The organism is Catonella morbi ATCC 51271, assembly GCF_000160035.2.
GTDB lineage: Bacteria > Bacillota > Clostridia > Lachnospirales > Lachnospiraceae > Catonella > Catonella morbi.
Window position 1 is genome coordinate 228,429 of sequence record NZ_KI535369.1, and the last position, 21,523, is coordinate 249,951.

The window sequence follows — 21,523 nt, forward strand, 5'->3', positions numbered from 1 at the left end:
TATTACCCCTTTATTGCGCCATCAGTAATTCCTTTTAAAATCTGTTTCTGAAAAATTATATAAAAAACAATAACCGGAAATGCAGCCAGAATCAAAGCACCAAGAATAGCTGTCCAATCACTGCTGTACTGGCCGAAAAGCGTATTGGTAGAAAGAAGAAGCGTATATTTTTTATTATCGGAAACTATGATTAGAGGTAACAAAAAATCATTCCATACCCATAGGACATTTGTGATTATAATTGTTGCTGTAATCGGCTTCAACATCGGAAACACAATTCTAAAAAAAATCTGTATAAGGCTACCTCCGTCAATGGCTGCTGCTTCTTCCATTTCTATGGGAATTCCTTTTACAAAACCGTGGTATAGAAAGATGGCCATACTTACACCGAGCCCTGCATATATAAAGGAAAGACCAATCAAAGAGTTTTTGATGTTAAGTACCAGAGAAACTCTGTACAATGGAATCATAATGGAACTGAACGGAATCAACATTGAGAAGATAAATAATCTTAACAGGAATCGTGAAAGCTTTGTTTTTGTACGGCAAAGCCTCCACCCTGCTAAAGAGGAAAATAAAACAATAAAAAATATGCTAAATAATGCCAGTATAGCGGTATTGGTAAAGCTTCGTCCATAATGCATTTTATCAATAGTGTGTAGATAGTTTTCAAAACTGAATTTTTCAGGCCAGCTCATCACATTTATTAATAGCTCCTGATTTGTTTTAAACGAATTTATAAAAGCCATTAATAGTGGCAGAAGGGCGATAAATGCGATTATTATAAGGAAACCGGATATAAAGAAATTTGCCGGCAGTTTTTTTATTTTCATAATATCACCTCGTCGTTTCCAACTTTTATGTTCTTTAACCCCAATTTGGATTTGATTTATATTTCCACATCCCTTTTTCCCGTGATATTAAGCTGTAATGCCGTTATAATTAAAACAATTATAAATAAAATCGTAGATTTTGCTGTCGCATATCCATATCTGATATTTCCGCGGAAAGCTTCCTCATATATATTGACGGCAACAGACTGAGTTGCACGCCCCGGACCTCCTCCTGTCAGGGTATAAATTACGTCAAAAACCTGAAATCCGGCATTTAGAGACCAGAAAATACAAATAGTTACAGCGTGATTGATAAGGGGAAGGATAATTTTTTGGAATATTTGCCAGGAAGAAGCTCCGTCTATGGCTGCAGCCTCTTTTAAGTTTGCAGGCACGCCCTGTAATGCTGCCATATATATAATCATTAAAAATCCGACAGAACCCCATGAGGATACAAGAATAATTGCAAAAAAGGAAAATTGCGGATTTCCAATCCAGGAATGTTCCAAAAATCTCCAGCCCCAACTGTCGGCCAAGTAATAGAAAACCTTTGTCAAAATGAACATCCACATATAACCTCCTATGACCAGACTGATCATATTAGGCATATAAAGGACAGTTCTGAACAGGGCTTTTGTCCGACGGCGACTTTCAACAGCCACCGCCAGGGCAAGAGCCACAATATTTGACACTATCACCATAGCAATAGTATACTTAAATGTAAACAATACAGAGTTCCAAAAATAATGATCTGAAAAAATCTCAACGAAATTTAAAAGTCCGATAAATTCATATTCTTTCTTCAAACCGTTCCAGTTTGTCAAGGCGTAAAACATTCCTGTGACGGCAGGATAAAGCTTAAAAAGAATATAAACCGTTAAAGCCGGAGCACAAAACAACAGCAAGATAATATTCTTCTTACCCACATTTTTCACGATGTTGCTTCTCCTTATAAAAAACAAACAATATATATATATTTGCTGAGTTTAGTTGGTTATTTTAACTTATTAGCAGTCTTAAAAGCAGCATCCAGACGTTCTATAATCTCGTCTACAGTTACAGTGCCGACGTAATACTCCTGCAACAGACGCCCTTGTTCATCGGTAACGGAAGAAGGGAGGACCAAATCCTGATATGCATGCCCGGAAGCAACATAAGCGGAGGCATCAGTTACCCAAGGAAATACTTCATATTTATGGCATTTTGCTAAAGGATTGAAAGAACAGGACTGGAACAAAGCGGATGAATCATTTTCGTCCAACACGTAATTTGCAAATTTAAGAGCCAGTTCACGCTCTTTACTACCCGGATAAACCGCCAAAGTAGTAGAGGTCGAAAGATTAATCAGGGTACAGGACGGATCTTCATTAATAGGCAGTGCAAAAACGCCCAACTCCATTTCAGGATTGGCAGTCATTATGGTATTGGCAGCCCATGTACCTTGAACAAACATAGCGGCTTTACCAAGAGCAAAGTCTGCAGCACCGGTTTCAGAACCCTGTTCCATAGCATGCTCGGTGCCATTTGATATAATAAGGTCAATAACATCGAATATTTCCCGTACCTCCTTATAAGAACCTTTATTTTGGTACATTCTTTCCAGCCAGTCAGGTATCTTTCCGGAAACAATATCTCCCAAAGTCAGACTGGTCATTAACTGAGGAACCCATTGTTCCTGAAAAGCCAGCATGAAAGGAGTATATCCCTTTTCTTTTAAAGTTTTACAGATGTTTTTAAGATCTGTAAGAGTTTCTGGCGCACTCAGATTGCACTCCTTGAAAATGGCTTTGTTATAAAGAACACCCCATGCCTGACTTTCGATAGGCACTGCCATAAGCTTACCGTCAATACTGACTGTTTTTTTGACGTTTTCATAAATCATATCGGCAAGAGGCTCATTAGATAAATCAGATAAATACCCGGCATCGTTATAAACTCGAAGATTATTGCAGTGTAAAGTATAAAGATCAGGGGCATCATTGCCGCTCAGCCTAGTTTGAAGTACGCTTTCGTATTGATCCGAACTTGGCATTTCCAGATGGACATGAACATTAATATTTTCTTCACTCAACATCTTTTTTTCAAACTGTTTTGTGTAGTTTTCCCATTGTTCCATATACTGAGGGAAACTCATCATGATGTTTAATTCTGCTTCTCTTGGATTTTGTGTCGAGGAATCGGAAGCTTTAGAGGCCGATGGGACATTTGAAGTTTTTGAAGCGGTATTTTGATTTGACGGGTTCCCGCAGGAGCACAAGGTAAGAATCATACATAACATTGTGATAATTGCAGACAGCTTTTTCATAATTTCCTCCCATTCTGCCGCATAAGCGGACTTTTACATAAGAAAATTCAAAGATTCGTATAGCCTGTTCATACCAACAAGCATTTAATCTATTGTAATTTCATTATAGCGGCAAGAAATAAAAATGACATTTTCAATTATAGGGATATTGTATTGTCACTTTTTAACATTTCGCGAACATCTCCGGGAGTTTTACCGAAAAATTTTTTAAATGTTTTATAAAAATGCGCCAAATCCAAATAGCCCACCATATAAGCGACTTCCTTTAACGGAACTTGGTGTTCGGTAATAAGTTCGTGAGCGCGTTTCATACGAAGAGCGGTAACATATTCTGTAAAGCCTTCTCCACAGTGTAGCTTGAATGCCTTGCTAAGATACTCCTTGGTCACATGAAAAATATCTGCTGTTTGTTCCAGCGTTACTCCACGGGTATAGTTGTCCTGTAGATATTTAGAAACCTTTTCTATATCAATCCGTGAGTGTTGACGGTGTAACTTTTCCGATTGTCGAATGGTATTAGTATAGAGCTCTTTAATAAAATCAATAGTTTGCTGCAGCGTGTTATCGTGGCTAAATACAAAAGAGGGGGTATTTGAACCGAATATTTCGTTACGATTTGCACCAATGGTTTCAATATATTGTTGCAGAGTAAATAGTAAGGAATAATATATACCTATCATAATTGCGATATGAGGCTGCTCACCTTCATGACGGCAGACTTCTCCATACAGGTGGTCGAAGGATTGCTCGATGGAAAAATAGTTGCCGGCATGTAATGCAATCATTAGCTTTTGTCTAATATCGGAAAAAATATTTTCCCATCCGTCTACAAAAAAGCCTTCTGTTGTAATTGGAGGATAAATATGAAGGGAGTCTTGCTCTAACTCCTTGACGCATCGCTCTAATTGCTGATTAAGCTCTATGCCTTTAATCGGTTTGAGCAGATAATCTGTGACATCAAGCTGTAAAGCACTTCGCACGTAGGAAAAGTCATCGTAACCGCTGATGATTAGTATTGGGATTCTAAATCCCTCCGTGCGTAGGGCTCTGACCAGTTCAATGCCGTTGATTCTCGGCATGCGGACATCAGTAATTACAATATCGGGAGAAACCCTGTGAATCAGCTCCAACCCCGCTTCTCCGTCGGCGGCTTCACCTACCGCTTCCAGACCTAATCTGTTCCAATGAGCCAGTTTCATTATAACGCCTCTGGTCCAAGGCTCATCATCTATAATAATCACTTTTCGAATCATAATTATCCTCCGTTTCTCCAGGAAACCGGCATGCAAATATTTACTGTCGTTCCCGTCTCAGGTGTACTGATAATTGATATGCCGTGGTTTTCGTTAGAACTGAGTAATTTTACTCGCATATGTACATTAAGTAAACCTATGTGAGAGTCTGTAATTAAGACTTTGGAAGCATCTCCATCAATCATCTTTTTTATTTGTGAAAGTCGATCGGGTTCAATGCCTGTGCCGTTATCTTTGATGCGAACAAGTAAATCGTTATTCTCTGTTATTTCACTCTCTATAGTAAGAATCCATGTACCGGGTTTATTAGGAAGTCCATGTTCAAAGCTGTTTTCAGCTATTGGCTGAAGAATCAGTTTAGGAATCAGACATTCTACAGTTGTCGGGGCAAGTCTGAAATCTAACTGAATCCTTCCACCAAAGCGTTCGTTTTGAATCATGATATAGCTCTTAAGATATTCAATCTCCTCTTCTAAAGATACCATTTTTTGTGAAAAATTAAGAGAATAGCGCAAAATATCACTTAGAGCAATAGTAACAGAATATATTTCGGGAGCTTCTTTTTCCAAAGCCATTCCACCAATTACCTGTAAGGTATTGTACATAAAATGAGGATTTATCTGGGATTGCAGAGCCCTCAGCTGAGCATTTCGTTTTTCCAACTTTGCTTGGTATTGCTGAGTGATTAATTCTTTGTTTCTTGCAATCATGTAGTGAAAACTGTCCTGAAGTATTCCGATTTCATCCTGTCTGTTTTCATGAGGCATTATATGATATTCATTTAATGTAAGAGTTTTCATTTCATTTGATAATGCCTGTATTGGCTTGCTTACCGACTTGGAATATGTAATGGAGCAGAATATGCTTGACAGTATTGCAAGTACGGCTGCTGCGATACTTACTGTTATGGTAGGAAGTAACGCATTTATAATAGTTTGGTTCGGTAGAGATAATATAAGTTGTATTTTTCCGCTGTTTACAGGACGATAGAACCAGAACTGCCCATCTCGAAAAGTTTCCTGATGTTTGTTTTCGGCAAGTTCTCGTCTAATATTTTCTACTGTTTTTTCGTTCAATTTCCAATCCGTACCATAATTTTCAGCTATTAAATCATTTTGATCATTCAAAATTAGTATGGTTTCTTCAGGGACGGTTCTGATTTCGTAAAGAATATCCTGTATATGATATGGAAGGAAATGAAATACAATCAGAGCAACAGGGTGTTTATTGTCAAAATGATGAATCAGGTGATATGCCAACAGTTCTTTATCAGTACGCAAAAATACCAGATTTGACTGAAGAGAGGAATTACGCGTACTCCAATATGTCAACACTTCGTTTTTGATGTCTGTTTTATCAATGCGAGCACCGGAACGCTCTGCAATCAACACTTCATTTTTTTCCAAATTAAACAGTTCAACAGAATGAATACTGCTGTTCATATTCATAATGGTATTCATGACTGTAATGATACGCCAGCGGGCAGAGTAATATAGTTCCTCGTTATATAAACACCAACGAAAAATATCACTTCGTATATTTTTATCTATATCAAATTTATAAAAGTGAGCTATTATACTGTCATTTTCCAATTCAAGTCTGTTTTGTAACCATCTGCTGCTCATTCGGTAATCATAAATCAACTGATTACGCATAGCTCTGTATGCCATTGTAGTGGTTACTGTGCAGACAAATAAAATAGGAAGAAGAGTGAATGTAAGCATAGAGACTAGAAGCTTTTTACGGATGGAAATGTTTTGAAATATTCTTACCACATCCAATCACCTCTCATTTTTTATTCGTTACCTGTGGCAGACAACAAAATTCTTATAAAGATTACTGATTATTTAATGCTAATACGTTATATTGTATCACAATGTGATACCAGAGTCAAAAGTATTGTATACATATGCTTTTAAAATGACAATTACTCAGGATAAATTAATACAATGAAATTTGTTTTTTTATATACTATACTAAACTCGTAGCATGTTGCAATAACTGTTAGTTTTATTAGGAAAGGAGATAAGATGTATATGAAAAGAAGAATCAGTTTATTACTAATAATTACTTTATGTATGACTTTATTTACTTCATACAGAACCAATGCTGCGGAGAGGTTATCTATGCTTCGTACCGATGGAAATAAAATAGTGAATGCATACGGAACACAGATTACATTGAGAGGGACAAATCTTGGTGGTTGGCTCATGCAGGAGGGATGGATGACTCCTTTGGGAGCAGGAGAAATTGATCATAGCTTTATTACTAAAATTACAACATCCGTATCCAATGAAGGACATATTCCTGAACATGCTATTGACACAATAACTAATAATGGAATTATGGTAAATAATATGAGTACATACTGGCAGTCACAAACTGCTCAGAAAAAGAACAGTGCAGAAATTCTTATAGAATTAGACAAAACAAGATGTTTTGACAGAATAGTTGTGGAAACAGGTCCTGATCATACGGGAGATTATCTGCGAGGTGCAGTCGTTTGGATGAGTAATAACTGGAAAGACTGGTTTTCGGCTGATAATATAACAGTTGATGAGAGTAAAGTATCTGAAGGTATTATCACAGTACGGACAGGAGAACAATTTGCAAAATATATAGCACTCCGCCCCGGAAGAGCATCTGAAAACGGTCAATTTTGGACGGTTGCCAATATCAGTTTATGTATGGCTGATGAATATACTGTAAGAAATCACTTAATCAGACGCTTTGGAGAAACACGAACTAATGAAATGATTGCAGCATTTCAGAATTCATATATAACAGAATCGGACATTCAAAATATAGCAAATATGAATATGAATCTTATTCGAGTACCCGTATATTGGATGGATTTTGCTTTGCATGACGGAACATTAAGAACCGATCCAAACAGCGGATTTGCAAAATTGGATTGGCTACTTGAAGTTTGCAGAGAAAAAGGAATATATGTTTTAATAGACTTTCATGGTGCACCGGGAGGAGTAAACTGTTGGGCAAGCTGTGGACAGGCAAGTACAATTCCTACAGAACTTTATGCCGGTAATCCTTCTACGGTTGCATGGAATCAATCTGTTGTTTTGAACATTTGGAGGGCTTTGGCAAACAGATATAAGGATAATTCTACAGTTGCTGCATATGGCCTTCTGAACGAACCGGTTCTGAATTTTAATGCTAATCCTGCGTATGAAAATCTCAAATATGGATTTTATGACAAAATTTACGATGCTGTTAGAGCTATAGATACCAATCATATTGTTATATTTGAAGAATTTATGGATTGGAAAGTTGCAGAGAATCGCCCGGAGAGAGCAAAATGGAAAAATTATATGTTTGAAAAACATCCTTATGATATGCCTAATAGATTATCATGGGATTCGCAGAAGAATTTGGCGAATTCTACAGTTTCGACAATGTCGCAGATACAAAAGAGATGGAATATTCCTCTGATAGTAGGGGAATTCTGCCTGTACTATTTTTCGGATGTATGGGATGATTTTCTTTCAGATTTAAACAGAAATCATATATCTTGGACTAACTGGAATTACAAGGTCAGAGGAACTATATATGAGAGTGGCGGAGGAAATTGGGGTTATTACAATACATGGGATGGAAATGATCCTGATTTGATGCATGATGCGGATACTGAAATTGAAACCATATGGAAAGCCACACGGACAGATGAACATTATCAAACCAACAATGGTCTGATAAATATTGTTTCAGCAAGAGCGGATGGAAGTACAAATTATCCATATGTTCCATTGAATCGCAGCAACTGGACTGTTAACGCAAGCAGTTTTTCAAATTCTCCTTATAATCCTATATCTTATATGACAGACGGAAATCGTTTCACAAGATGGAGTACCGGTATGGCACAAGCGGAGGGACAGTATGTATTAGTTGATTTTGGACAGCAGGAGAACTTTGACAAGATAGTCTTAGAACATGATGCAAGTGATTATCCGGGCTCCTATAAGGTTGAAATTTCACGAGATGGTGTGACATTCACACAAGTTGAGTTGAACAACGTACACATAGGGTTTGGTCCTAAGATGGTATTGCTTCCAAGTACGCCTCAGACAGCAAAGTATGTAAAGATTAGTCTGACTGGTTCTCATCCTATTAACAACTGGTGGTCAATACGTGAATTAAATATACTATGGCGAAATGTAAATGGCTGAGAGAATAATTTGACCTTACTCTTTTGTATAGAGGCTTTATATGATAAAAGACTATTCTCTCTCAACACTTTAGCCGTCCAATTCGACAAAGCATGTATATCCGTGGTGAAGCCGGAATAAAATTAAAATTTATAGAAAAAGCACCTTTGCATAATCTAAAGTCTTATATGTCCTTCTTGACATCAGAGCGCAAAGGTGCTACTATTATGTTAAACAATTAAATAAATGCTTAATCGTTTAATAAAACTAATACAGAAAGGAAGTAATCATTATGAAAAAAACTTATGAAATTGAAGTTGACTGTGCAAACTGTGCAAATCTTATGGAGGATGTAACCAGGAAAACAGCAGGTGTAAAGGATGCTGCGGTAAACTTTATGGCACAGAAGATGGTTGTGGAGTTTGAAGAAGGCCAGAATGAAAAGGCTGTTATGAAAGAGGTATTAAAAGCCTGTAAGAAGGTAGAGCCTGACTGTGAGATAGAGCTTTAATTCCGGTTTTGGAATGATGCCCCATTTTGGAGAAAAGAGGCTGATATGAATAAAAAACAGAAAAAAATGCTCATAAGAATACTTATTACCATAGTATTGCTTGTGGCATTGAATCTTGTGCATTTAAAAGGTCTTGTAAACTTAGGGCTTTATCTTGTGACATATCTGGTAATAGGCTATGATATTTTGAGAAAAGCCGGAAAGGGTATCTTAAACAGACGTGTTTTTGATGAAAACTTTCTGATGGCTATAGCTACAGTAGGAGCCTTTGCTCTTGCCATTTATGAACAAAGCGGTGATTATAATGAGGCGATTGCAGTTATGCTTTTTTACCAGATAGGAGAGCTGTTCCAGAGCTATGCAGTAGGAAAGAGCCGTAAAAATATCAGCGAGCTTATGGATATCCGCCCTGATTACGCCAATATAGAACAAGATGGAAAACTTGAAAAGGTATCTCCGGATGAAGTAGCTGTAGGAAGCATTATCATAGTACAGCCGGGAGAAAAAGTTCCTCTTGATGGAATTATTACAGAAGGAAATTCAACTCTTAATACCAGCGCACTCACAGGAGAAAGCCTGCCAAGAGATGCTAAAGAGGGTGATGAGATTGTCAGCGGCTGTATTAATATAAACGGAGTGCTAAAAATAAGAACCACCAAGGAATTTGGCGAGTCCACAGTTTCAAAGATATTGGAGCTTGTGGAAAATTCCGGTGCAAGGAAGTCAAAATCAGAGAAATTCATTTCAAAATTTGCAAAGGTATATACCCCGTTTGTATGTTACAGTGCACTTGCACTTGCATTTTTGCCGCCTTTGATAAGAATGTTATTATTACATCTTACTCCGGACTGGGATGTCTGGGTGTATAGAGCACTTACCTTCCTTGTAATCAGTTGTCCCTGTGCTTTGGTAATAAGTGTACCGCTCAGTTTCTTTGCAGGAATCGGAGGAGCAAGCAAAGAGGGCATACTCATAAAAGGTTCAAATTATCTTGAAACCCTTTCTGAGACAAAATTTGTTGTATTTGACAAGACAGGGACACTTACTAAGGGAGTATTTGAAGTAAGCGCAGTTCATCACAGTGAAATGGCTGAGGAGAAACTGATAGAGTATGCAGCTCTTGCAGAATGTGCTTCTTCCCACCCTATCAGTAAAAGCCTGCGTGAGGCTTATGGCAAAGAAATTGACAGAAATCGTGTAAATGATATAGAAGAAATCAGCGGAGAGGGTGTTATATCAAAGGTTGATGGAAGCGCTGTGGCAGCAGGAAACGGGAAACTGATGCAGAGATTAAACATCCCATATCATGAATGCCGTTCTGCAGGAAGTATAGTTCATATGGCGATTGACGGTGAATATGCAGGACATATTGTGATTTCTGATATAGTAAAACCAAATGCTGAAAGAGCGATAAAGGAATTAAAGAAGGCTGGAATTACCAAAACTATCATGCTTACAGGTGACAGGAAGAAGGCGGCTGAACAGGTTGCGGCTTCACTTAATGTGGATGAATTTTATTGTGAGTTGCTTCCTGCTGATAAGGTAACAAAGGTTGAGGAATTATTAAATGCCAAATCAGAGAAAGCAAAGCTTGCCTTTGTGGGTGACGGAATAAATGATGCACCTGTGCTTACAAGAGCAGATATCGGAATTGCTATGGGGGCTATGGGCTCGGATGCTGCTATAGAGGCAGCAGACATTGTGCTGATGGATGACAACCCTCTGCAGATAGCAAAGGCAATTAAAATTTCCCGAAAATGCCTCGGAATTGTGTATCAGAATATAGTTTTTGCACTTGTTATAAAGTTTGGCTGTCTCTTCCTCGGAGCAGTCGGCTTAGCCAATATGTGGCTTGCAATTTTCGCAGATGTGGGAGTAATGATAGTTGCGGTGTTAAATGCTATCAGGGCATTGAGGGTGAAGGATTTGTAGAATATAGGAAATAAACATAAAGGACTTCTATCCGGGTAAGGTTGCGGAGAGGAGTCCTGTTTTAATCTTCCGGTGCTTTGTGTTGTCCTAAATCTGTATAACAATTACAAGACTTTACAAGTTTCTTTATGAATAGAATATTAATAGTGATATATATATATTATTCATTATTGTTCCCTATTAGTTTAATATAAGCACTTGGGGAATAACCGGTATTCTTTTTAAATAAAAGGCTGAAATATTGTGGATTATTCCCATATCCTACCATTTCTGCGACATACTGGATTTTGCCGGGGTTGATATTGGCTAATAATTCTTTTGCCTTTTTAATTCTAATTCCGGTTAAATAATTGGAGAATTTTTGACTGGTTTCTTTCAAAAATTTTTTGCTTACATAATCTTCATTCATGTAAAGATAATTTTCTGCGATAGACTTTAATGACATCCCTGAGTCGGAGATGTGTTCTTCAACATAGTCCATTATCTTTAGGCTTAAAGTATCTATAATTTCAGAGCAATGATAATCTGTAAAAATCTTTTTTAATTCTGAAGTAAGCAAATTTAGGGCATCTTCACAGGATTCTGATTTGCCTACTTTAATCATAAACTCAGTGGCGGAAATAGAGCTGTATAGCATACTTTTTGAGGCAGAGTAAATAATAACTGAGGATATCAACTGCTTTAAAAGATTAATATCTGTAACAGATGCAAGTATCTTTAATATAGAAGAATAAGCAATTTCAGCCTCTTCTTTATTATCATAAAATATCTTTACTGAGCAAACTTTGACATCTGATATAATATTCTTGTAATTGCATATAGTAGTTATTGAAGCACCATCAGAATAATAAATTATCTCATATCTGGTTATCTTGAAGAGCAGCTGATTTAATAAATCACTTAAGTTCTTGAAGCTGGTATGTTTAATAGTAACCTCTACTTTTTGATTAATAAAGGAAAGTTCCTGTAAAAAGGAAATGAGTTCGTCATAATTAGTCGTATAGGAGTTGAAAAAAAGTATTAATGTATTTTGTACGTAGATATAGCTAAATAAAATCCCCGGAGAATAATTTTGACGAAAACTCTCCAGCTTATTAATTGTTTCATTTAAATAATCAATTTCCAAATAGTAAATATAAAAAATTTTATAGGGTGAATAGTTAAAGTCCAAAAACTTACTATATCTTTTATAGATAGATTGGTACATTGCTTCCTTGTCAGTACAATCAGATACCAAACTATCATTTATAATATTAAGCAGATAATTACGATACATATTGGATAAAAGATGTTTTTTTTCTTCCTCAATTTTTTCAAAGGCAGTCTGCTTGGAAATTTTCGCCAAAATTTCGTTAATACTACGAATAATTTGTTCTTCATTACAGGGTTTTAAAAGATAATGCCTGACTCCATACTCCATAGCTGTTTTTGCATATTCGAATTCACCATACCCTGATAAAATAATAAACTGTGTTTTTTTATTGATTTCGTATATTTTTTGAATTAACTCTAAACCTGTAAGCCCGGGCATTTTTATGTCAGTAAGAACGATATCAGGACTTTCATCTAAGATTATATTATAGGCTTCGAAACCATTTTGTGCCAGTCCGATTAAATGAATTCCCAGGCTATCCCAATCAATAAGTGTGGAAATAGTTTCTCTAATAATTCTTTCGTCATCTACAATTAGCAATTTTATCATAATAGCCTCCTTGGAATAGTTATTTGGGCAACTGCATGGCTTTCGTCCGGATTGTATAGTTCCAGACCATAATTCACTCCAAATATAAGTTGTAAACGCTTATGAATATTCAGTAAACCAATTCCAAACCCATGAGGTTTAATTTCACTATTTTGAAGTTTTTTAAGCAAGTTTTCTTCAAATTGCGAATCATTGTTTGTTACCCGTATATATACAGTGTTTTCACGGATTTCCGTAGTGACAGCAATACAACAGGTATCTATAAATTCTTCTAAAACATAGTTAATAGCGTTTTCTACCAAAGGTTGTATTGTAAGCTGGGGCAGTTCTATCTGTAAAAGATTTTCGTCAACATTTTCTGTATAGAATAATCGCTCTTCAAAGCGGATTTTCTGAATTGTAATATAATTTCGAACGATTTGTAATTCATGCTCTAATGTTGTTGTAGTCTCTTTTTGACTAAGAGTAATGCGAAGTAGAGCCCCCAAAGCTTCTACCATGGATGATATATCTTTTTCGCCGATAGCCTTCGCCCGCCAATTGATGGTTTCAAGTGTATTATATAAAAAGTGTGGGTTGATTTTATTTTCCAGAGATTTAATTTGGGCATCTTTTGCTAGTATTTCATTTACATAATTTTCTTCAATCAGTTGTTGTATTTTTAATACCATTTTATCAAACTGATTATGCAGAATTCCGATTTCATCTTTTCGGTTATCATAAATATGATTATTTGTAGGTACAAGATTTTCGTTTTTACCGAATTTATCCATTTTGGACAGTAAGCCATGAAAATGCATGGTAATGGAATTTATTATTAAATTGGAAAAGATGAGAGAAATAATAACAATGGCTAGGACAACCAAAAGTGACAAAATTCTCGAAACATTTAGGGTATAAGCAATATTACTATAGGGTATGAGACAGATATATTTCCAATTCATATTTGCAAAAGTTCCACGAATACAGAAAAATTCCTCTCTGTCACATTTTAATACATCATACTCCTTTGTCAGGCTATTATTTATATAAGTTGCAGAACCTTCAGTTAGTTCATCAGAATGAAAAATAATATCATTGTCATTATATATTATATACTGAACTGATGGTGATAGTAATACAGAACGGGTAGAGGTGCTAACCAGTTTTTCTAAATCAACCTTGACTACTAATGTTCCTAAAGTTTCATAATTCATTTTGTTTACTCGTCTGCAATCTCTACCCAAAAATAATCCCTGTTCATTGCAATAATCGGTAACCCAACAAGGATAACCTTCTTTTTGATTAGATTTTTTTATTATATCCTGTAAAATCCAATCAGGTGTAGAATGGCTTTGCGTCTCATTACTGTGCGTTACATAGTTGGAATTATAGAGGTTAATATAACTTATTGAGTTTATTCGATTATTCTGATAATAATCAAATAATAAATAATCTAAAGTGCTTTTTGTGTTATGAAGATGTATTGGATTTGTGTCATCGGTAAGTGATATAAGGTTTTTTCTGATATCTTTGTTAGAAATGATTGTACTTGACATAGCTTCAATATTAGAAAGCTTTGTAGATATATCTTGTGCGCTATAGGAAAGAGAGCCGGCTAAAGCTTTGTAAAGCAATCTATTATTAGAAACAGAAATAATTTGTACACTTACATAAGAAGCTGCAGTTGTTAAAATTATGATGCTAAAAATTAATGACATAATTTTAGTTTTTAACGAGTAATTATTTAAATGTTTCTTTATATTAGAAAGTTTCACAATATATTCTCCTTCCCTTAAGGACAAAATACAAATTATTTGCTTAATGTTATAAATTTAGCACATAATTTAGATTAAATTATAACAAATTTAATCTAAAAGACAAGCAATAGATGTATAAGGACGGTTTTTTGCTCAAATAGTCGGTTTTTTATTATATCATATCGGAATATTGAATTTTATTAAGTTGTTAAATGATATAAAATAAAACTATAGATTGTCAGCAAAGTTTGCTAAACAATAATATAAAATGAGGAGGTTTGCTATGAAAAAGTTATTTGCGGTAATTTCTTGTATAGTATTATCAGTATCTCTTTTAGCCGGTTGTGGATCGAATGATACTAAAAATACTAAGACATCGGGTAGTACAGGAACTAATGGGACAGAGTCTAAATCTAATGTAACATCCGGAACCAACAGTACAAAAACAGCTTCAAGCACTTCTGCAGATCCTGCGGACTATAAAGTGGTAATGATTGTAAAACAAAGTGACTCTTGGTTTGATGATATGTCTACAGGCGTAGAGCAATTAAAAAAAGATACAGGATTAAATGTATCTGTACAGGTGCCTGAAACCGGAGATGCAGCAAGTCAAATTTCTATTATGGAAAATTTGATAGCTCAAGGTGTGAATGCAATTTGTGTTGTGCCGAATGATCCGGAAGCATTAATACCAACAATAGAAAAGGCCCGTAAAGCGGGTATTGTAGTTGTAACACATGAAGCTCCGGGAATTGCAGCTAATGTTGACCTTGATGTTGAGGCATTTGTCAATGAAGAATTCGGCAAATTATTTGGGGAAAACTTAGCGAAAGCAATGGGCGGCAAAGGTGAATTTGTTGGATTTGTTGGCGGACTCACTATGGAGACTCATATGAAGTGGTACAATGCAGCTATTGCATATATATCCGAGAAGTATCCTGAAATGAAATGTTTAACGAAAGAACCTTATGAAGACGGCAATAGTGTAGATGGTGCATATAATAAAACTTTAGAGATATTAAAAGCTTATCCGGATATTAAAGGATTTTTTGATTGTTCAGCACATGGTGGAGGTATTTGTCAAGCTCTTCAAGAAAAAGGAAAAGCCGGGGATATAAAGGTTGTATCATTGGCACTCCCATCAATGTCAGCAACTTACTTAAAAGATGGCTCTATGTCACACGGACAGGCTTGGAGACCGGCAGATGCCGGGTACGCAACCTGCTATGCAGCATACTTACTTGCATCAGGTCAGGGTGTAAGTACGGGAACAGATTTAAAAATCACCGGATATGATAATATAAAGGTGGATGGAAATATTGCCTATGGGAATGCTCCATTAGAATTTACGGCGGATAATATTGACGATTATGGATTCTAAGTAAAAATAACAATGAGGTGAGGATACCGTGTTTACGACATCCTCACCTCATATAATTAAAGGCTGGAGGTAGTATATGGAAGCAATTTTAGCTGTCCGTAACTTAAATAAATCTTTTACCGGAGTTCAAGCATTAAAAAATATTGATGTTTTAATAAAACCCGGTGAAATACATTGTCTGGCAGGAGAGAATGGATGCGGAAAATCCACTCTGATTAAGTGTATATCGGGTGTATATGTTCCGGACTCAGGAGAGGTTATCTTAAATGGGCATACCTACTCTTCTTTAACTCCAATACAAGCAATGAAAGAAGGGGTACAGGTAATTTATCAGGATTTGTCCTTGTTTAGCCATATGACAATTGCTGAAAATATAGCGATAGGTAAACTACGGTTTGAAAATAGAAAAGTAGTAAACTGGAAAGAGATTAAAGAAATTGCAGAAAAGCAGTTAAAAAAAATTGGAGTAACAATAGATCTAAATCAGACTGTGGAAGAAACTTCTTTAGCAAATCGTCAGATCACAGCAATATGTAGAGCATTAGCCCAAGATGCTAAGATTTTGTTTATGGATGAGCCTACAACAGCGTTGACAAAAAAAGAAGTTTCACACTTATTAAATGTAATTTTGGAATTAAAGAAAAAAGGATTAGCTATTGTTTTCATCAGTCATAAACTTGACGAAGTTTTTTCTGTAGCTGATATAATCAGTATTTTTAGAAATGGTAATAAAATAGGTGATTTTAAGAAGGAAGAGCTTGATGAAAAAAAATTGTCTTTTTATATGACAGGACGAGAAGTTGAATATCCCAGATATAACAGAAAATGTAAGAATAATACACCGGTTTTAGAGATAAGCCACCTAACGAGGCAGAATCAATATGATGATATAAACCTAACAGTCAGACCGGGAGACATTATTGGATTAACAGGTTTGTTGGGCTCAGGCAGAACAGAACTTGCAATGTCTTTATTTGGGCTAAATCCTACACAGTCAGGCATTATAAAGATAGATGGAAAAGAAGTTAAAATATCATCGCCTATGATAGCAAAGCAATATGGAATAGCTTTGTTACCGGAGGATAGGTTTACACAAGGGCTTTTCATAGAAAAGAAAATAAAAGAAAATATAACCTCAGCAATCTTAGATAAAATTTTAAGTAATAAAATGTTAGATAAAAAGAAAGAGGATATTATTGCGCAAAAGTATGTAGAAGAATTGAAAGTAAGAACACCATCCATCAATACGATTGTAAAAACCTTGTCCGGCGGAAACCAACAGAAGGTAGTAATAGGAAAGTGGATTGCCAATACACCCAGAATATTTATAATGGATACGCCTACTGTGGGAATTGATATCGGGTCAAAAGCAGAAATTTATGAGCAAATACACAAATTTGCGGATGAGGGGATGGCTATTATTCTTATTTCAGATGAAGTACCTGAAATACTAGCAAATTGCAACAGAGTCATGATTATGTCAGGAGGAAGATGTGTAAAAATTCTTGAAGAAGAGTTGAAGCTGCCCGGAGCTGAAAAGATGATTGCAGAACTTATTAGTGAAGAAGTATTAACATAGAGAGGTGATTTAATGAAGACAAAAAAAATAGATCAGTACCAGAAAATTTTAATTATTATTATTGTTGCGTACAGTATTTTTGTCGGAGTTATGAATCCTGCGTTTTTAAGCTTAGGGACTTTATTTGATATAATCAGAACTTCGTCAACGACAATGATTGTTGTAATTGGTTTATTGCTTATTATGATTTCCGGCGGTATTGATGTTTCTTTTATGGCTATTGCTTTATTTGGAAGCTATACCGGTATAAATATTATGATTGCTTTAGGAATAGATAATTTATTGTTTGCCTTTCTTATTTCTATGACAGTAGGCTGTATGCTTGGATTGGTAAATGCCGTTCTTATAAATTGGTTAAAGCTACCACCTTTTATTATAACTTTGGGTACACAGAATTTATTTCACGGTATTATGACTACTTTTATAGGAGATAAATCATTTGGTGCGGGTGTACTCCCATCTTGTTTGCATGAATTCGGACAGGCAACTATTTTAGACATCAATGCATCAAGCGGAAAAATCGGTCTTACAGTCTCATTTATTCCGGTGATTATTGTAGGAATTGTAAGTTGGTTTATATTATATAAGACAATGACCGGAAGAGGAATTGTAGCAATAGGAAATAGTGAAGAATCCGCAAGAAGAGCAGGATTTAATCCGGCGCGAATTCGTTTGTTTGTATACGGATATTCGGGAGTGTTAGCAGGTATTATGGGAATTGTCTATGTGTCACAGGTAAATGCGCTGTATCCGAATAAATTGGTGGGTGACGAATTGATGATTGTGGCAGCGGCAGTAATCGGAGGTACCAAGATTACAGGAGGGTTAGGTAAAATATTTGGAGCTGTACTGGGAGTTGTAATTATTTATCTTTTAAATTCAACCTTAATCCTTATAGGGTTATCATCTTCATGGAACAACTTATTTGTAGGAGCCATATTGGTTATATCCATTGCCGTAAGCTCTTATCAGGAAAGAATTAGAAATAGAAAAAATCTGATATTTACAGAGTAAATATTCGGCAGGGAGGCAAAAATGGGAAAAATAAAAAGAGTTATTTGGGATGATATAAATTTTACAATACTGATAGGAATAACAATACTTACCTTGGTATTGTCAGGGATTTTTCTTGGAAATACCATGTTTTCTATAGCTAATATACAAGCAATGGCTTTTCAAATTCCGGAGTTTGGCTTTTTTTGCCTTGCAATGATGCTTTCTAACTTAATCGGGGGGATTGATTTGTCGATTATAGCAGGGGCTAATACAGTAGCAATTTTTACGGCCTATGTACTTAATGGGAAGTGGTCATTTGGAACAACAGGAACAGCACAAATATTGATAGCACTATTTGTTGCGTTTGCCACAAGCATTTTATTCGGATTATTTAACGGCTTGTTGATTTCTAAAACTTCTGCACCTTCTTTGATTGCCACACTTGGAACAATGACGTTATTTAGGGGGATTGGAATGGCCTTGACAGGTGGTTCAAGTGTAGGAGACATTACTCCTGCTTTTGCTACTTTAGGGGAAGCAAAGTTATTTAATATACCGATAATATTCTGGCTATTTTTAATTATTTCTCTGCTTCTTGGAATTATAATGGATTATACGAGTTTTGGAAGAAAGCTGTATTTATATGGTGAGAATCCTATTGCGTCAAGATTTAGCGCTATTCCTAATGAGAAAATGTGCAGAGGAGTATTTATGCTGACCGGTTTTTTTGCAGGAATTGCAGGTATTATTATTTTAAGTAGAGTAAATTCTGCAAAAGTGGGGTATGGTGATTCTTATTTGCTACAGACAATGATTGTATGTGTAATAGGAGGTATTCATCCTGCCGGGGGAAAAGGAAAAGTAAAAGGTGTAATGATTGCAATTATTTTAATGCAGATTATGTCGAGTGCTTTTACCATTATGTCACTGTCGCCATATACTAAAAAATTGATATGGGGCTCTATGCTTATTATAGTATTAGGTATGAACTATTTCATAGGCAGATTTTCAATTAAAAAATATTTAAAAGCTTCGTGATATAGCGTTCTTATGCAACTAAATATTAACAATAAGATAGGTATGGGAGAAATTTTTATGAAAGATATAGCAAAGAAAATATTAAGTGAACTTTCCGATGTTTTTGAAAGGGTAGATGAGACACAAGTAAAAGTATTTATGGAAGAAATATTAAAAGCAAAAAAAATTATTTTAATCGGGGTAGGACGAGAAGGGCTTTCAACGAAATCTTTTACTATGCGTCTTATGCATTTAGGACTTAATGTACATTGGATTTGGGATGAAACAACTCCTTCATTAGGAAAAGGGGATTTATTAATTGCGACATCAGGATGTGGAGAGATTGGACATATTCACTACGTAGTTGAAAAAGCTAAAAAAAATGGAGCCAGAGTGGCATTAGTTACCGGTGATCCATATAAAAAGACCGTACCTCTGGCAGATACAGTGCTTTTCGTTCCGGCCTCTGTCTACCTTGGCACTGCGGATGTGGTTACATCTATCCAGCCAATGGGGAATCTATTTGAGCAAAGCATATGGATTTTGTTTGATATAATTATAATGGAGCTGACAAAAAAAATAAATATTTCAAAGTCGGAAATGGAAAAGAACCACAGGAATTTAGAATAATTTATAAAAAGAGTAAACCCACTGTAGAGATATTATTTTACAGCGGGTTTAAATATGAACAGTCTTGTTTCATAACTACCTAAACTAATTATTATTATTTTTCATAGCAAAATCGCCAGAAAAAGCCTTACAGCACCACTAAACACGCATGGATTATAGTCTATCAGTTTTAAGCCTATATTTTAATATTTAAACCTGATATCATATGGTCATAAAGAAAATTAAATCAAGCCAATAGTATCTTACACAAAGGAGACATTTACTATGAAAGCTGTTATTGCGATTGATTCATTAAAAGGTAGCCTGACTTCACTTGAAGCAGGTGAAGCCATAAAAAAAGGTATCATGAAGGTCTATAAGGAGGCGGAGGTTGTAATCCGTCCGGTGGCTGACGGTGGTGAAGGCACAGCTGTGGCATTGACTCTCGGAATGAACGGAAAGCTTGAAAAAGTAAAGGTGACAGGTCCTTTGGGAAAAGAAGTCGAGGCTGAGTATGGAATATTAGAGCCTTCAGAAACACATAAGGTAAAGACTGCAATTATTGAAATATCAGCGGCAGCAGGAATTACTCTGGTCGATGAAAAAGACAGAAATCCTCTTGAGACGACAACCTATGGTGTGGGTGAAATGATAAAGGACGCAATAGCAAAAGGCTGCAGGCATTTCATTGTAGGCATAGGCGGAAGTGCTACCAACGATGGCGGAATAGGTATGTTGCAGGCACTTGGGTTTGGCATTTTGGATAAGAACGGTAAACAGGTTGCATTTGGAGCAAGGGGACTTAGCGAGCTAGAGACTATATCAGATGAGTTTGTACTTCCTGAACTGAAAAACTGTACTTTTAGAATTGCCTGTGATGTGACAAACACTCTTTGTGGAGAGCAGGGAGCGAGTGCTATTTACGGACCGCAAAAAGGAGCAACACCTACTATGATAATGCAGATGGATAAATGGCTTGCCAACTATGCAGCATTATCCGGAGAAAAATATCCAAACGCAAATATGAATCAGGCGGGAACAGGTGCAGCAGGCGGAATGGGATTTGCATTTTTAACATATACAAATGCTGTGCTTGAATCAGGAATTAAAATTGTATTGGAAGAGACTGAGCTTGAAAAATATGTAAAAGATGCAGATATAGTAGTTACCGGAGAAGGGAGGCTTGACGGACAGACAGTCATGGGCAAAGCCCCTGTCGGCGTTGCGGCCATTGCTAAAAAATATGGTAAGAAAGTAATTGCATTCTCAGGCTGTGTGACAGAAGATGCCATAGCCTGCAATGAACATGGGATAGATGCATTTTTCCCAATACTAAGAGAAGTTGTTTCACTTTCAGAAGCTATGGATACGAAAAATGCCGCCAAAAATATGGCAGCTACGGCAGAGCAGGCATTTCGCCTGATTCGTCTTATGAATAAGAAATGACATACAATTTTACAACGATAGGGGCTTTAGATTGACTTACAAGTACTATTGTGGCAG

The 21,523-nt window shown here is 36.1% G+C and carries 16 protein-coding genes; 9 read left to right on the forward strand and 7 right to left on the reverse strand.

Annotation, left to right across the window (positions count from 1 at the left end):
* Window positions 1-2: 2 nt before the first annotated feature.
* The 5 genes from GCWU000282_RS11655 to GCWU000282_RS16025 all read right to left on the reverse strand — a co-directional run bounded on the left by GCWU000282_RS11655 (window position 3) and on the right by GCWU000282_RS16025 (window position 6,166).
* The gene (locus tag GCWU000282_RS11655) at window positions 3-833 is read right to left on the reverse strand and encodes a carbohydrate ABC transporter permease (RefSeq protein ID WP_023355339.1); all 831 of its coding nucleotides are present in this window, start codon (window positions 831-833) and stop codon (window positions 3-5) included.
* A 56-nt stretch (window positions 834-889) separates the two neighbouring features.
* Window positions 890-1,768: a carbohydrate ABC transporter permease gene (locus GCWU000282_RS11660; protein ID WP_023355340.1), complete on the reverse strand. Its 879-nt coding sequence runs from the start codon at window positions 1,766-1,768 to the stop codon at window positions 890-892.
* A gap of 59 nt (window positions 1,769-1,827) precedes the next feature.
* Window positions 1,828-3,138 carry an ABC transporter substrate-binding protein gene (locus GCWU000282_RS11665; RefSeq protein ID WP_035040655.1) on the reverse strand — a complete coding sequence of 437 codons (1,311 nt, stop codon included), beginning with the start codon at window positions 3,136-3,138 and terminating at the stop codon, window positions 1,828-1,830.
* Window positions 3,139-3,275: 137 nt separating this feature from the next.
* Entirely contained in the window at window positions 3,276-4,391 is a 1,116-nt protein-coding gene (locus GCWU000282_RS11670) for a response regulator (RefSeq protein WP_023355342.1), read from the reverse strand.
* 2 nt (window positions 4,392-4,393) lie between these two features.
* Window positions 4,394-6,166, reverse strand: coding sequence for a sensor histidine kinase (locus GCWU000282_RS16025; RefSeq protein WP_156913141.1), 1,773 nt, complete (start codon window positions 6,164-6,166; stop codon window positions 4,394-4,396).
* Window positions 6,167-6,427: 261 nt separating this feature from the next.
* Here GCWU000282_RS16025 and GCWU000282_RS16030 point away from each other — a divergent pair, with 261 nt between their 5' ends.
* The 3 genes from GCWU000282_RS16030 to GCWU000282_RS11690 all read left to right on the forward strand — a co-directional run bounded on the left by GCWU000282_RS16030 (window position 6,428) and on the right by GCWU000282_RS11690 (window position 10,997).
* On the forward strand, window positions 6,428-8,575 hold the full coding sequence (locus GCWU000282_RS16030; RefSeq protein ID WP_156913142.1) for a discoidin domain-containing protein: 2,148 nt from the start codon (window positions 6,428-6,430) through the stop codon (window positions 8,573-8,575).
* 271 nt (window positions 8,576-8,846) lie between these two features.
* Window positions 8,847-9,065: a cation transporter gene (locus GCWU000282_RS11685; protein WP_023355346.1), complete on the forward strand. Its 219-nt coding sequence runs from the start codon at window positions 8,847-8,849 to the stop codon at window positions 9,063-9,065.
* A gap of 45 nt (window positions 9,066-9,110) precedes the next feature.
* Window positions 9,111-10,997: a heavy metal translocating P-type ATPase gene (locus GCWU000282_RS11690; RefSeq protein WP_023355347.1), complete on the forward strand. Its 1,887-nt coding sequence runs from the start codon at window positions 9,111-9,113 to the stop codon at window positions 10,995-10,997.
* 160 nt (window positions 10,998-11,157) lie between these two features.
* Here GCWU000282_RS11690 and GCWU000282_RS11695 read toward each other — a convergent pair whose 3' ends face one another.
* Entirely contained in the window at window positions 11,158-12,699 is a 1,542-nt protein-coding gene (locus GCWU000282_RS11695) for a response regulator transcription factor (RefSeq protein ID WP_023355348.1), read from the reverse strand.
* Entirely contained in the window at window positions 12,696-14,456 is a 1,761-nt protein-coding gene (locus GCWU000282_RS11700) for a sensor histidine kinase (RefSeq protein WP_023355349.1), read from the reverse strand. The genes GCWU000282_RS11695 and GCWU000282_RS11700 overlap by 4 nt, the downstream gene beginning before the upstream one ends.
* Window positions 14,457-14,721: 265 nt before the next feature.
* On the opposite strand from GCWU000282_RS11700, the gene GCWU000282_RS11705 reads away from it, so the two are divergent.
* The 6 genes from GCWU000282_RS11705 (at window position 14,722) to GCWU000282_RS11730 (ending at window position 21,466) form a co-directional block, all read left to right on the forward strand.
* Window positions 14,722-15,819, forward strand: coding sequence for an autoinducer 2 ABC transporter substrate-binding protein (locus tag GCWU000282_RS11705; RefSeq protein WP_035040659.1), 1,098 nt, complete (start codon window positions 14,722-14,724; stop codon window positions 15,817-15,819).
* A 76-nt stretch (window positions 15,820-15,895) separates the two neighbouring features.
* Entirely contained in the window at window positions 15,896-17,398 is a 1,503-nt protein-coding gene (locus GCWU000282_RS11710) for a sugar ABC transporter ATP-binding protein (protein WP_023355351.1), read from the forward strand.
* A gap of 12 nt (window positions 17,399-17,410) precedes the next feature.
* A complete protein-coding gene (locus GCWU000282_RS11715) occupies window positions 17,411-18,412 on the forward strand; it encodes an ABC transporter permease (protein WP_023355352.1) in 1,002 nt (333 codons plus the stop codon).
* A 21-nt stretch (window positions 18,413-18,433) separates the two neighbouring features.
* Entirely contained in the window at window positions 18,434-19,432 is a 999-nt protein-coding gene (locus tag GCWU000282_RS11720; RefSeq protein WP_023355353.1) for an ABC transporter permease, read from the forward strand.
* Window positions 19,433-19,489: 57 nt separating this feature from the next.
* Window positions 19,490-20,041, forward strand: coding sequence for a 6-phospho-3-hexuloisomerase (hxlB, locus tag GCWU000282_RS11725; RefSeq protein ID WP_156913143.1), 552 nt, complete (start codon window positions 19,490-19,492; stop codon window positions 20,039-20,041).
* 264 nt (window positions 20,042-20,305) lie between these two features.
* Window positions 20,306-21,466, forward strand: coding sequence for a glycerate kinase family protein (locus GCWU000282_RS11730; RefSeq protein ID WP_023355355.1), 1,161 nt, complete (start codon window positions 20,306-20,308; stop codon window positions 21,464-21,466).
* Window positions 21,467-21,523: the final 57 nt, after the last annotated feature.